The sequence below is a fragment of the Streptomyces sp. 15-116A genome, from assembly GCF_025290915.1.
Classification (GTDB): domain Bacteria; phylum Actinomycetota; class Actinomycetes; order Streptomycetales; family Streptomycetaceae; genus Streptomyces.
This window is the reverse complement of sequence record NZ_JAOCQE010000035.1, coordinates 25,027-37,804: the sequence shown is the minus strand read 5'-3', so window position 1 is coordinate 37,804 and position 12,778 is coordinate 25,027. Positions and strand designations below refer to the sequence as shown.

Genomic DNA, 12,778 nt, shown 5'->3' with positions numbered 1-12,778 from the left:
GTCCGCCGGCCACCGGCGACCCCCGGCCCGCGACGGACCCGGTCGCCGCTGCCGCGCCGGCACCGGTTCCGCGTGCTCGTCCCGCTCGTCCTGTTCGCCTTCGTCGTCTCCGTGCTCCTGGTCGAGGGGTACACCACCCGGGGCTTCGCCGGTGACCAGGAACGCCGCGCGGACCAGCCGGCCGGCGACGTCCCCCGCGAAGTCACCGGCGGCGGCCCCCTCGTCGACACCACCGGCGGCACCCCGCGCACGTATCGCGCACCGGACCGCACGGTGGTCCTCACCTTCGACGACGGCCCCGACCCCGTCTGGACGCCCCGCATCCGGGCCGTGCTCGACCGCCACGACATACCCGGCACCTTCTTCGTCACAGGGCAGCAGGCCGTGCGCCACCCCGGCGTGCTGCGCGAGGTGATCCGCTCCGGTCACGAGATCGGCGTGCACACCTTCTCCCACCGCGACCTGACCACCCAGTCCGCGAGCGCCGTCGACCGCGAGCTGTCCCTGACCCAGCTGGCCCTCGCCGGGGCGGGGGGCATCACGACCTCGCTCATGCGGATGCCGTACTCGGCGACCACCTCCGCCCTGGACGGCCCGGAGTGGTCCGTGGCCCGGCGGCTCGGCGACAAGGGGTATGTGCTGGCCTTCATCGACCAGGACACCCACGACTGGCAGCGGCCCGGCGCCCGGGCGATCGCCGACGCGGCCACGCCGAGGGAGCCGGGCCGGGGCGCCGTCGTCCTGCTGCACGACGCGGGCGGGGACCGGTCCCAGACCGTCCGGGCGCTGGACATCCTCATCCCCCGGCTGCGGGACCAGGGGTACCGCTTCACGACCCTCGCCGACGTCGTCGGCACCGAGACCCTCACCCGCCCCGTCGACACACAGACCCTGTGGCAGGGCCGGGTGTTCGTGGCCGCGGTGACCGTGTCGGCCACGGCGGTGTCGGTCGCCGGCGCCCTGCTGCTGGTCGTCGGCGTGCTCGTCCTCGGCCGGTGCGTGCTGCTGGTCGTCCTGGCCCGGCACCACGCGCACCGCCGCCCCGAGCCGCCACGCGGGCCCCCGGTCACCCGGCCCGTCAGCGTGGTCGTCCCGGCGTACAACGAATGCCTGTGCATCGCCAAGACGGTCCGCTCCCTCGCCGCGAGCGACCACCCCGTGGAGATCGTCGTCGTGGACGACGGCTCCGACGACGGCACCGCCGACATCGCGGAGTCGCTCGGCCTGGAGGCGGTCACCGTCGTCCGGCAGCCCAACGGCGGCAAACCCTCCGCCCTCAACACCGGGATCCGGCGCGCCTCCCACGACCTCGTCGTCATGCTCGACGCCGACACCGTCTTGGCCCCCTCGACCGTCCGCCGCCTCGTCCAGCCCTTCGCCGACCCCGCGGTCGGCGCCACCGCCGGCAACGCCAAGGTCGGCAACCGGCGGCGTCTGCTCGGCCGCTGGCAGCACATCGAGTACGTCATGGGCTTCAACCTCGACCGCCGCATGTACGACCTGCTGCGCTGCCTGCCCACCATCCCCGGCGCGGTGGGCGCGTTCCGCGCCGACGCGCTGCGCGACGCCGGGCTGCTCAGCGGCGACACCCTCGCCGAGGACACCGACCTCACCATGGCCCTGCACCGGGCCGGCTGGGAGATCCGCTACGCGCCGGACGCCCTGGCGTGGACCGAGGCGCCGGTGACGCTGCGCGAGCTGTGGCGCCAGCGCTACCGCTGGAGCTACGGCACCATGCAGGCCGCCTGGAAACACCGGCACGCGGTGGTCGAGCGGGGCCACGCGGGCCACTTCGGCCGGTTCGGCCTGCCGCTGCTGGCCGTCTTCCAGATCCTCACCCCGCTGCTGGCCCCGCTGATCGACGTCCTGACCGTCTACGGCCTGGTCTTCGGCGACCCCCTGCGCACGGCGCTGGCCTGGACCGGCGTGCTGGCCGTGCAGGCGGTCTGCGCGGTGTACGCCTTCCGCCTGGACGGCGAGTCGCTCCGGCCGCTGTGGGCCCTGCCCCTGCAACAGGTCGTCTACCGGCAGGTGATGTACCTGGTGCTGCTCCAGGCCTGCCTCACCGCGATCAACGGGTACCGGCTGCCCTGGCAGCGGCTCAAGCGCAGCGGGGACGTGGTGCTGCCCCCTCAGCCGTCCGCCCGGCAGCCCTGAAAAGCCCCTCCGCGTGGAGCCCCCCGGCGTCTACCATCGGTGACATGACCTGGCGACATTGATCCACCAGCCGCGCCTCCCGAGGGCCGCCTCGGCCGCCGTACGCCCTGAAGCGTCCGGTGTCCGAACCGCCCCTACGGGAAGGCCTCATGACTCTCACGCCCGCGCGCGTGCCCGATCTCCGCGTCCGGCGGCTGACGAGCACGCTGTACGGTTACGCGTTCCTCGAAGACTTCGTCCTGCTCTACCCGGTGTACGCGCTGCTGTTCAGCGACACCGGTCTTACGGTCTGGCAGATCTCCTCGCTGTTCGCCCTCTGGTCGGTCACCGGCGTGCTGCTGGAGGTGCCGTCCGGTGCCTGGGCCGACGCCGTCTCGCGCCGGCTGCTGCTGTGGCTCGGCCCGCTGCTCACCGCCGCCGGTTTCGCCCTGTGGGTGCTGCTGCCGTCCTACGGCGCGTTCGCGCTGGGCTTCGTGCTGTGGGGCGCCGGCGGGGCACTCTCGTCCGGCGCACTGGAGGCGCTGGTCTACGACGAGCTGGAGCGGCTCGACGCCGCCGAACGCTACGCCCGTGTCATGGGCCGGGCCCGCGCGGCCGGTCTGGTCGCCGTGATGGCGGCGATGGGGCTGGCCGGGCCGGTCCTCGCCTGGGGCGGGCACGCCGCCGTAGGTACCGCCAGCGTGCTGGTGTGCCTGGCGACGGCGGCCACCGCCACCCGGTTCCCCGAGCACCGCACACCGGCTCCCGGGCACGACAGCTGGACGGCGACCCTGCGCGCCGGGCTCGCCGAGGCCCGCGCCGACCGCTCCGTGCGCGGCGCGCTGCTGCTCGTCCCGGCCGTCAGCGCGGTGTGGGGCGCCCTCGACGAGTACACCCCGCTGCTGGTGCGGGACACCGGAGTCGCGGACGGGACCGTGCCCTGTCTGCTCCTGCTGATCTGGGCCGGTGCCACCGCCGGAAGCCTGCTCGCGGGGGAGGGCGAACGCCTCGGCACCCGCGGTCTCGCCGCGCTGCTGGCCGGCGCCGGACTCGCCCTGGCCGCAGGCTCGGCGGCGGGCACACCGGCCGGGCTGCTCCTGGTCGCCCTCGCCTTCGGCGGCTTCCAGGCGGCGACCGTGCTGGCCGACGCGCGCCTCCAGCGGCGTATCGAGGACACCGGGCGGGCCACCCTCACCTCGGTCGCGGGACTGGGCACCGAGCTGGCCACGATCACGGTGTTCGGCGGATACGCGCTGGTCGCCGCGCACGGCGGTCACGGCACGGCCTTCACCGTGTTCGCGCTGCCGTACCTGGTGACGGCGGTGCTGCTGATGCTGCTGCGGCCATTGCGGTCCCGGCGTGAGATCCCGTAGGTTGTGCGCCGATCTCTACCGGCCGGTAACACCGGCCGGTAACCGGTTCTGCCGCCCGTCACCCGACCGCCCCAGGGAGATCTATGCGCCGGCCCTTCGGCCGTCCCGCCACGGTCCGCGCACGGATCGTCGCCCTCGCGCTCGCTCCTGCCCTCGCCCTGCTGACGCTGTGGAGCTTCGCCATGGTGTCCGTCACCGGCGAACTGCGCGCGCTCGTCCGGCTCCAGGGTGTCTACGAGGACTTCGGCACGCCCGTGGACACGGCGATCGGGCGGATCCAGATCGAACGCAGGCTCGCGGCCGCCTACCTGGGCGGCACGGACCGCGTCGCGACCCTCGCGCTCATGGAGCAGCAGCGCCGCACCGACCGCGCCCTGAACGCCATGCGGGACGCGATCCGGCACGGTGACCGCGACCGGCTCTCCGAGCGCCAGCGACAGTCCCTCGACACCATGGCCGGGAAGGCCGGTGAGCTGGAGGACCTGCGCCAGCGCGTGCTCGCCCGCGAGCTGACCTGGGACCGGGCCGTCGAGGAGTACGGCGCCCTGGTCGAGCCCGGATTCGACGTCCAGTCCTCCCTCACCGCGCTCCAGGCCGGACAGCTCGCGCGCGAGGCACAGGTGGTCATCGAGCTGGTCCGGGTACGGGAGTTCGTCTCCCGCGAGGACGCCCTCGTCGCCGGGGCCCGGGCCGCCGGCGGACTCACCGACCGGCAGTACGACACGCTCACCGCGACCATCGAGGACCGCCGGGTCTTCGAGCGGACGTACGTCCCCGACCTGCCCGCCGACTCACGGTCCCTGTTCGAGGAGTTCCGGCGCGGAGAGCTGTACGCCGCGCTGACCCGGAGCGAGGACGCGCTGCTGCGGGCGGGCCCGGACCGCGCCGGTGAGGCCGTCGCGGCCGGATCCTGGCGCACGACCACCGACCGGGCCGTCAAGCGCTACATGGAGCTCTGCACCCAGTCGGCGCTCAACTCCGCCGAACGCGGACGGGACTTCGCCCACCGGGAGCTCGCCAAGGCCGCCGTCGTGGGCGCGCTCGGGCTGGCCGCCATGGGGCTGTCCCTGTGGTGGGCGGTGCGCGGCGCCCGCCGGATCTCCCGCCGCCTCGAAGAGCTGCGGGACGCCGCCGACGTGCTGACCACGCGCCAGCTCCCGGATGTCATGGCCCGGTTGAGTGCCGGCGAGGAGGTGGACGCGGCCGCCGAGGCACCGCCGCTCGACGACGCCGAGGCGCGGCCCGACGAGATCGGCCAGGTCGGCCGGTCCTTCAACGCCGCCCGCCTCGCCGCCGTGGAGGCCGCCGTCCACCAGGCCACCCTGCGCCGCGGACTCTTCGCCGCGCTGCTGACCATCGCCCGGCGCAACCAGACCCTCGTCCACCGCCAGCTGCAGCTGGTCGACACCCTGGAGCGGCGCACCGACGACCCCGACGTGCTGGAGCAACTGTTCCGCATCGACCACCTCACCACCCGGATGCGCCGCCACGCCGAGAACCTGATCATCCTCTCCGGCGCCGCTCCCGGCCGCCGCTGGCGCCGCCCGGTGCCCGTCGCCGACGTCGTCGCCTCCGCGGTCGGCGAGATCGAGCACTACGCGCGCGTGGAGGTCCCCCCGATGGACCGCGTCGGCATCGCCGCGGACGCCGTCGCCGATGTCGTCCACCTCCTCGCCGAGCTCCTGGAGAACGCCACCGCCTTCTCGCCCCCGCACACCCGGGTCACCCTGCGCTCCGGTCCCGAGCGCGGCGGCTTCGTCCTGCGCATCGACGACCGCGGCCTCGGCCTCGGCTCCGGCCGCCTGCACGAGGCCCACCGCACGCTCACCCACCCCGACGAGTTCGACCCCGCCCGGCACGACCGGCTCGGCCTGTACGTGGTCGGCAAGCTCGCCGCACGCCACGGCGTCGACGTGACCCTGGAGGAGTCCCCGTACGGCGGGACGACCGCCGTCGTACGGCTCCCCGCGGGCGTGCTGGCCGACCTGGGGCCCGACGAGCCCGACGAGCCCGACGAGCCGGACGAGCCGCACGAGTCCGATGAGCCGGACGAGCCCGAGCAGGCGCAGGGCGTGTCCGCGCGGCCGTGAGCGACGACGAGCACTGGTACGAGGACGAGACCGGCTCGATGGTGCGCCCGTACACCGTGACGCGGGGCCGCACCCGGCCCCGGGGCCCCGCCATCGACCTGCTCGCCCAGGTCAGCGCCCGGGAACCGGAGGCAGGACCGGGTGTCGACCATGCCCGCGCCACCCTCCTCGACCTGCTGCGCCGCCGGGGCCCCCGGCCGGTCGTCGAACTCGCGGCCGATGCCGACCTGCCGCTGACCGTCCTGCGCGTCCTGCTCGCCGACCTCGCGGAGGCCGGCCTGGTCCGCGTCGACCCACCGCACCGCACCGACGGCCCGGCGACCGACCCGGCCCTGCTCCGCGAGATCATCGCCCGCCTGCGGGAGCTGTGAGCCACAACAGGCGTTACAGCTCCGGCTGCCAGGGCAGCACCGTGAAGTCGCCCGAGCCTCGCTTCACCTGCTCGAACGGGGCCGAGCCCGCGCACTTCGGCAGGTCCTTCGTCTCCGCCGGGCTGCCGGTCGCCGCCCAGCTGTAGCCGAGCCGGTCCCGCTCGCCGGGGCCGCGGTCGTGGACGGTGATGCCGACCCGCCTGCCCTCGGCTCCCGGCAGGTCCGAGGAGGTGATGACCCCGGAGACGACCGCCACCTTGCCGCCGGTGACCAGGCAGTCCACCGTTCCCTTCGCCTTCGCGCCCTCGCCGTTCAGGTAGTGGCTGAACGTGAAGGTGCCGGTGGCCTTCAGCGGGTCGTCGCGGTGCTCCTTCGCCAGGTGCGCGTCGAAGGAGAAGGTGATGTCGTCGCCGGCCGAGCGGTAGAGCTTCGCCGTGCCGGTGAGCGCGGCGGCCTCCCGCTCCGGCCGGTCCTCGTGCGGGCCGGAGGCGACGGCGGCACCCGTCGTGGCGGCGGTGAGCAGCAGCGCGGCACAGAGCAGCACGGTGGTCGTACGGCGGCGCTTCATGGTGATCCTCTCAGCGGACGGAGACCCGGTGAACCGAACGCCCACCACTGTTCCGCCGCCGCGCCACCGGTACATCGCCCCCCGGTCGGGACCGCCCTCCGCCGAGCGGCGGAGAACCTGTCGGCCGGCCTGCGCCCCGGGGAGGACAGGAGCCTCACCAGGGCCGCGCAACGAATCGACGCGAACCCCGTGTCGTACGCAACGATCCGCTCACCGGCGCGCAACGGCTTCTCCTTGTCCGGCCGAGCGGCCCGAACGTACCGTCTATCTGGCCCCCAGAACCCCCGCGTACCGGTGAGGAACACGCATGCGCACCGCCCTGCTCCAGAGCTCCGGACGGCCCGGATCCGTCGCCGAGAACCTCAAGGTCCTCGACGAGTCCGCCGGCCGTGCCGCGGCGGCGGGCGCCGCGCTGCTGGTCACATCGGAGATGTTCCTCACCGGGTACGCCATCGGCGACGACATCGCCCGCCTCGCCGAGCCCGCCGACGGCGACGCCGCCGACGCGGTCGCCGAGATCGCCGCCCGGCACGGACTTGCGATCGCCTTCGGCTACCCCGAGCGGGACGGCGGGACCGTGTACAACGCGGTGCAGCTGATCTCCGCCGACGGCACCCGGCTCGCGAACTACCGCAAGACCCACCTTTTCGGCTGCTTCGAGCGCGACCACTTCACCCCGGGCGAGCAGCAGATCGTCCAGGCCGAGCTGAACGGCCTCACCGTCGGCCTGCTGATCTGCTACGACGTCGAGTTCCCGGAGAACGTCCGCGCCCACGCCCTCGCCGGCACCGACCTGCTGCTGGTGCCCACGGCCCAGATGCACCCCTTCCAGTTCGTCGCCGAATCGGTCGTGCCGGTGCGGGCCTTCGAGAACCAGATGTACGTCGCGTACGTCAACCGGGTCGGTCCCGAGGGCGAGTTCGAGTTCGTGGGCCTGTCCACCCTCGCCGGGCCCGACGGCATCGCCCGCACCCGGGCCGGCCGCGCCGAGGAACTCGTCCTCGCCGACGTGGACCCCGCCTTCCTCGCCGCCTCCCGCGAGAACAACCCGTATCTGCGGGACCGCCGCCCCGGCCTGTACGGGTCCCTCGTCTGAACCCCGCCCCGTCCTCCCGTAAGTCACGCGCAAGGAGTCCGTACCCCATGACGTCCACGGTGCCCAACGCCGTCGAGCACACCGACGAGCAGCAGCCGCCGATCACCATGTTCGGCCCGGACTTCCCGTACGCGTACGACGACTTCCTCGCCCATCCGGCGGGCCTCGGCCAGATACCCGCGACCGAGCACGGCACCGAGGTCGCGGTCATCGGCGGTGGCCTGTCCGGCATCGTCGCCGCGTACGAGCTGATGAAGATGGGCCTCAAGCCCGTCGTCTACGAGGCCGACCAGATCGGCGGCCGGCTGCGCACCGTCGGCTTCGACGGCTGCGACCCGTCGCTCACCGCCGAGATGGGCGCGATGCGCTTCCCGCCGTCCTCCACGGCGCTCCAGCACTACATCGACCTGGTGGGTCTCGAGACCCGCCCGTTCCCCAACCCCCTTGCCGAGGCGACCCCGTCGACCGTCGTCGACCTCAAGGGCGAGAGCCACTACGCCGAGACCATCGACGATCTGCCGCAGGTCTATCGGGACGTCGCCGAGGCGTGGAACAAGTGCCTCGAAGAGGGCGCCGACTTCTCCGACATGAACCGCGCGATGCGCGAGCGTGACGTCCCCCGCATCCGCGAGATCTGGGCGAAGCTCGTCGAGAAGCTCGACAACCAGACCTTCTACGGCTTCCTCTGCGACTCCGAGGCCTTCAAGTCCTTCCGGCACCGCGAGATCTTCGGCCAGGTCGGCTTCGGCACCGGCGGCTGGGACACCGACTTCCCCAACTCCATCCTGGAGATCCTCCGCGTCGTCTACACCGAGGCCGACGACCACCACCGCGGCATCGTCGGCGGCTCCCAGCAGCTGCCGCTGCGCCTGTGGGAGCGCGAGCCGGAGAAGATCGTCCACTGGCCCTACGGCACCTCGCTGAAGTCCCTGCACGTGGACGGCGAGCCCCGTCCGGCCGTGACGCGGCTGCACCGCACCGCCGGCAACCGGATCACGGTGACCGACGCGAACGGTGACATCCGCACGTACCAGGCGGCGATCTTCACCGCCCAGTCCTGGATGCTGCTGTCCAAGATCGCCTGCGACGACTCGCTGTTCCCGATCGACCACTGGACGGCGATCGAGCGCACCCACTACATGGAGTCCTCGAAGCTCTTCGTGCCCGTGGACCGGCCGTTCTGGCTGGACAAGGACGAGGAGACCGGCCGGGACGTCATGTCGATGACGCTCACCGACCGTATGACGCGCGGGACTTACCTCCTCGACGACGGCCCGGACAAGCCCGCCGTGATCTGCCTGTCCTACACCTGGTGCGACGACAGCCTGAAGTGGCTGCCGCTGTCCGCGAACGAGCGGATGGAGGTCATGCTGAAGTCGCTCGGCGAGATCTACCCGAAGGTCGACATCAGGAAGCACATCATCGGCAACCCGGTGACCGTCTCCTGGGAGAACGAGCCTTACTTCATGGGCGCGTTCAAGGCCAACCTGCCCGGCCACTACCGCTACCAGCGGCGCCTGTTCACCCACTTCATGCAGGACCGGCTGCCCGAGGACAAGCGGGGCATCTTCCTCGCCGGCGACGACATCTCCTGGACGGCCGGCTGGGCCGAGGGCGCCGTGCAGACCGCGCTCAACGCCGTGTGGGGCGTCATGCACCACTTCGGCGGCGAGACCGACCCGTCCAACCCCGGCCCGGGTGACGTCTACGACGAGATCGCGCCCGTCGAGCTCCCCGAGGACTGAGCCGGACGCGGCCGGGGCCCGAGGAGGCCGGGCCGCTCAGTCCGGCAGCGGGGTGAGCAGGATGCGCCCCGCGAAGCCGACCGCCGTGTCCAGGCGGGCCGTGAACTCCTCGGCCACGTCCGGCAGATGCCGCAGCGCCCACAGGGCCCGGGCCGCCGTCCAGGCGGCGTCCCGGGCCCTGTCCAGGCTCCAGGCACCCACCAGATGGGTCAGCGGATCGGCGATCTGCAGCACGTCCGGGCCGGGCATCAGATCCTCGCGGATGCGTTCCTCCAGCGACACGAGGAGATCGCCCACCCGGTCGAACTCGTCCTCCAGCTGGACGGGTTCGCAGCCGAGCGTACGACAACTGTCCACGACGGCCAGCGCGAGATCGTGACCGATGTGCGCATTGATGCCCGCGAGCGCGAACTGCAGCGGACGTACTCCGGGGTGGCGGCGGAACTGCAGCAGCGGGCGCCAGCAGGCCGGTGGGCGACGCTCCTCGAACACCGTGTCGACGGCGTCCAGATAGCGCCGGGCGAACCGCTCGTCCAGCGTGATCGCCGCCCGTGGATCGGCGAACCGGCCCGTGTCGATGTGCCGGTCCACCTCCTCGGTGACGGCGAGGTAGACGCGGTTGAACACCGCGACGCCGTCCCGGGCGGGAAGGGCCGCGTCCAGGGCGCGCATACGGGAGATGACCCCGTCTACGGACGTGAGGACTTGCTCGCATTGCGCCATGAGCGCAGAGTCCCACCTTTAGGGTGGAGCCAGTGGCGGCGGGCCCGACGCTTCCCCGGATCGGGGGAACGCGCCCGTCGCGGGGGAGGGGAGCAGTACTGTGTCAGGCTCGCGTGCGCAGCGCCTGGCCGCGCGGAAGGCCGAGCGCAGAGGCGCAGCCCGGCGCGGCACGATGGTCGCGGCGGCTTCTGTCGTGGTCGCGGTCGGTACGGCGACGGGGATGATCTCGGCCCTCGGTGAGGGGCGGGGCTCCGACGAGGCGCGGCCCGAGGTGACCTCGTCGCCGTCGCTGGAACCGCTGCCGAATGTGCCGTCGGTGTCCCCTTCGCCCTCCGCGTCGCCCTCGCCGAAGGCCAAGAAGAAGGCGAGTGCCAAGCCGGCTCCGAAGAAGACGGACCCGAAACCGCGTTCGGCGCCCGTCTCCACCAGCCTCTACCTCCACCCCCAGTCCCGGGTCCTGGACTGGGTGCGGGCCAACCCCGGCGATCCGCGCCACGCGGTGATCAAGGAGCGCATAGCCGACCAGCCCGCCGCGGTCTGGTTCGCCGACTACTCGCCGGACACCGTCACCTCGCGGGTCCGCGCGATCACCGCCGGCGGTGCCGCCCAGGGCCGGGTCCCGGTCCTCGTGCCGTACGCGATACCCGACCGCGACTGCGGCGGCCACTCCCAGGGCGGAGCCCCGGACCTCAACGCCTACGACGCCTGGGTCGACAAGTTCGCCGCGGGGCTGGGCAGCGGCGAGGTCATCGTCATCCTCGAACCCGACTCCGTCGCCCAGGCCGAGTGCCTCTCCGCCGGGCAGCGCGCCGACCGCTTCGCCTCACTGGCCCGCGCCGGCCGGGTGATCAAGGACGCCAACCCCCGGGCGCGGGTCTACTTCGACGCCGGGCACTCCGGCTGGAACTCGCCCGCCACGCAGGCCGGCTGGCTGCGCGAGGCCGGTGCCGCCTCCACCGCCTCCTCCGACGGCATCTTCAGCAACGTCTCCAACTTCCACAGCACGGCCGACGAGATCGCCCACAACAGGGCGGTGCTCGCCGCCTTGGGCGGCCCCTCCAGCCTGGGCGCGGTGATCGACACCAGCCGCAACGGCGCCGGTGCCCCGCCAGACGGCCAGTGGTGCGACCCGGCGGGCCGCAAGCTCGGCCAAGCGCCCACGCTCAGCACCGGCGAGGCACGCATCGATGCCTACCTGTGGGTGAAGCTGCCCGGCGAGTCCGACGGCTGCAAGGGAGCGCCGGGCACCTTCACCGCGTCGTACGCCTACGAACTGGCGCGCTGAGAGCCCTCGTCGTACGTGGACGTGCCCTCGTCGAGCAGCGGCTGCTGCGTCTTGAGGTGGGCGGGCGCGAAGGCGCGCAGCGCGTGATAGCCGGTGATGACGACGATGGTGCCGAGCGCGATCCCGCTCAGCGAGAACGTGTCGGTGATCTCCAGGGAGACATTGCCGACGCCGATGATGATGCCCGCGGCGGCCGGCACGAGGTTCAGCGGATTGCGCAGGTCCACCTTGGCGTTGATCCAGATCTGCGCGCCGAGCAGGCCGATCATGCCGTACAGGATGACGGTGATGCCGCCGAGCACCCCGCCCGGGATGGCGGCCACGACCGCGCCGAACTTCGGGCACAGGCCGAACAGCAGGGCGAAGCAGGCGGCGGCCCAGTAGGCGGCCGTGGAGTAGACGCGGGTCGCGGCCATCACGCCGATGTTCTCGGAGTAGGTGGTGGTGGGCGGGCCGCCGACCGCGGTGGACAGCACCGAGCCGACGCCGTCGGCGGAGATCGCCGTGCCGAGTTTGTCGTCCAGCGGGTCGCCGGTCATCTCGCCGACCGCCTTGACGTGCCCGGCGTTCTCCGCGATCAGCGCGATCACCACCGGCAGGGCGACCAGGATCGCCGACCACTCGAACGACGGGGCGTGCACCGAGGGCAGCCCGATCCAGTCGGCCTGCCCGACGGCGGAGAGGTCCAGGCGCCAGTGGTCGGTGAGCTTCCCGCTGCCGTCCACGGAGTGGATCTTCCCGAAGATCCGGTCGAGGGCCCAGGACAGGCCGTAGCCGAAGACCAGGCCCAGGAAGATCGCGATCCGGGACCAGAAGCCGCGCAGGCACACCACGGCCAGACCCGTGAAGAGCATCACCAGCAGGGCCGTCCACTGGTCCTGCGGCCAGTACGTGGAGGCCGTCACGGGGGCCAGGTTGAAGCCGATCAGCATCACCACCGCGCCGGTGACGATCGGCGGCATCGCCGCGTGGATGATCCGCGCCCCGAACCGCTGCACGGCCAGCCCGGCGAGGAACAGCGCCACACCGACGATCAGCACGGCACCGGTCACCGTGGCGCTGGAGCCCCCGTCGGCGCGGATGACCGCCGCGACGCCCACGAAGGACAGCGAGCAGCCGAGGTAGCTGGGCACCCGCCCGCGCGTGGCGAGCAGGAACACCATCGTCGCCACGCCCGACATCATGATCGCGAGATTCGGGTCCAGGCCCATCAGCACCGGGGCCACGAAGGACGCGCCGAACATCGCGACCACGTGCTGGGCGCCGAGGCCCGCCGTACGGGGCCAGGAGAGCCGTTCGTCCGGGCGGACGACGGCACCGGGAGCCGGGGTGCGTCCGTCGCCGTGCAGTTTCCAGCGGACGCCGAGATCCATGAGGGGTCGCTTTCGTCG

Annotated in this window: 10 protein-coding genes; 7 read left to right on the top strand and 3 right to left on the bottom strand. The window is 72.8% G+C overall.

The window, feature by feature from the left end; translation table 11 throughout:
* The 4 genes from N4P33_RS09555 to N4P33_RS09540 form a co-directional block, all read left to right on the top strand.
* The coding region (locus tag N4P33_RS09555) for a bifunctional polysaccharide deacetylase/glycosyltransferase family 2 protein (RefSeq protein WP_313904479.1) at window positions 1-2,157 on the top strand (2,157 nt) is incomplete at its 5' end.
* A gap of 149 nt (window positions 2,158-2,306) precedes the next feature.
* Window positions 2,307-3,509 (top strand): MFS transporter, encoded by a 1,203-nt coding sequence (locus N4P33_RS09550; protein ID WP_260825885.1) that lies wholly within the window; start codon window positions 2,307-2,309, stop codon window positions 3,507-3,509.
* A gap of 83 nt (window positions 3,510-3,592) precedes the next feature.
* Window positions 3,593-5,599, top strand: a complete 2,007-nt coding sequence (locus N4P33_RS09545) for a nitrate- and nitrite sensing domain-containing protein (protein WP_260825884.1) — start codon at window positions 3,593-3,595, stop codon at window positions 5,597-5,599.
* Window positions 5,596-5,970: a DUF742 domain-containing protein gene (locus N4P33_RS09540; RefSeq protein ID WP_260825883.1), complete on the top strand. Its 375-nt coding sequence runs from the start codon at window positions 5,596-5,598 to the stop codon at window positions 5,968-5,970. Before N4P33_RS09545 ends, N4P33_RS09540 begins: the two co-directional genes overlap by 4 nt.
* A 13-nt stretch (window positions 5,971-5,983) precedes the next feature.
* Here N4P33_RS09540 and N4P33_RS09535 read toward each other — a convergent pair whose 3' ends face one another.
* Window positions 5,984-6,538: a Repetin gene (locus tag N4P33_RS09535; RefSeq protein WP_260825881.1), complete on the bottom strand. Its 555-nt coding sequence runs from the start codon at window positions 6,536-6,538 to the stop codon at window positions 5,984-5,986.
* A 307-nt stretch (window positions 6,539-6,845) separates the two neighbouring features.
* On the opposite strand from N4P33_RS09535, the gene N4P33_RS09530 reads away from it, so the two are divergent.
* Together N4P33_RS09530 and N4P33_RS09525 are read left to right on the top strand one after the other, a co-directional pair.
* The gene (locus N4P33_RS09530) at window positions 6,846-7,634 is read left to right on the top strand and encodes a carbon-nitrogen hydrolase family protein (RefSeq protein WP_260825880.1); all 789 of its coding nucleotides are present in this window, start codon (window positions 6,846-6,848) and stop codon (window positions 7,632-7,634) included.
* A gap of 47 nt (window positions 7,635-7,681) precedes the next feature.
* Complete coding sequence (locus tag N4P33_RS09525; RefSeq protein WP_260825879.1) at window positions 7,682-9,379, top strand: NAD(P)/FAD-dependent oxidoreductase; 1,698 nt, start codon at window positions 7,682-7,684, stop codon at window positions 9,377-9,379.
* 36 nt (window positions 9,380-9,415) lie between these two features.
* Here the strand turns inward: N4P33_RS09525 and N4P33_RS09520 are convergent, their stop codons facing one another.
* On the bottom strand, window positions 9,416-10,102 hold the full coding sequence (locus N4P33_RS09520) for a DUF5995 family protein (RefSeq protein ID WP_260825878.1): 687 nt from the start codon (window positions 10,100-10,102) through the stop codon (window positions 9,416-9,418).
* Window positions 10,103-10,274: 172 nt separating this feature from the next.
* Between N4P33_RS09520 and N4P33_RS09515 the strand changes: the two genes are divergently transcribed.
* A complete protein-coding gene (locus N4P33_RS09515; RefSeq protein WP_260825888.1) occupies window positions 10,275-11,387 on the top strand; it encodes a glycoside hydrolase family 6 protein in 1,113 nt (370 codons plus the stop codon).
* Here N4P33_RS09515 and N4P33_RS09510 read toward each other — a convergent pair.
* Window positions 11,369-12,760: a uracil-xanthine permease family protein gene (locus N4P33_RS09510; protein ID WP_260825877.1), complete on the bottom strand. Its 1,392-nt coding sequence runs from the start codon at window positions 12,758-12,760 to the stop codon at window positions 11,369-11,371. The genes N4P33_RS09515 and N4P33_RS09510 overlap by 19 nt on opposite strands.
* Window positions 12,761-12,778 lie beyond the last annotated feature (18 nt).

What these genes read in the sequence shown, in the direction of transcription:
- N4P33_RS09550 (WP_260825885.1), top strand. Translation starts at nt 2,307, where the DNA reads ATGACTCTCACGCCCGCGCGCGTGCCCGATCTCCGCGTCCGGCGGCTG.
- N4P33_RS09545 (WP_260825884.1), top strand. Translation starts at nt 3,593, where the DNA reads ATGCGCCGGCCCTTCGGCCGTCCCGCCACGGTCCGCGCACGGATCGTC.
- N4P33_RS09535 (WP_260825881.1), bottom strand. Translation starts at nt 6,538, where the DNA reads ATGAAGCGCCGCCGTACGACCACCGTGCTGCTCTGTGCCGCGCTGCTG.
- N4P33_RS09530 (WP_260825880.1), top strand. Translation starts at nt 6,846, where the DNA reads ATGCGCACCGCCCTGCTCCAGAGCTCCGGACGGCCCGGATCCGTCGCC.
- N4P33_RS09525 (WP_260825879.1), top strand. Translation starts at nt 7,682, where the DNA reads ATGACGTCCACGGTGCCCAACGCCGTCGAGCACACCGACGAGCAGCAG.
- N4P33_RS09520 (WP_260825878.1), bottom strand. Translation starts at nt 10,102, where the DNA reads ATGGCGCAATGCGAGCAAGTCCTCACGTCCGTAGACGGGGTCATCTCC.
- N4P33_RS09515 (WP_260825888.1), top strand. Translation starts at nt 10,275, where the DNA reads ATGGTCGCGGCGGCTTCTGTCGTGGTCGCGGTCGGTACGGCGACGGGG.
- N4P33_RS09510 (WP_260825877.1), bottom strand. Translation starts at nt 12,760, where the DNA reads ATGGATCTCGGCGTCCGCTGGAAACTGCACGGCGACGGACGCACCCCG.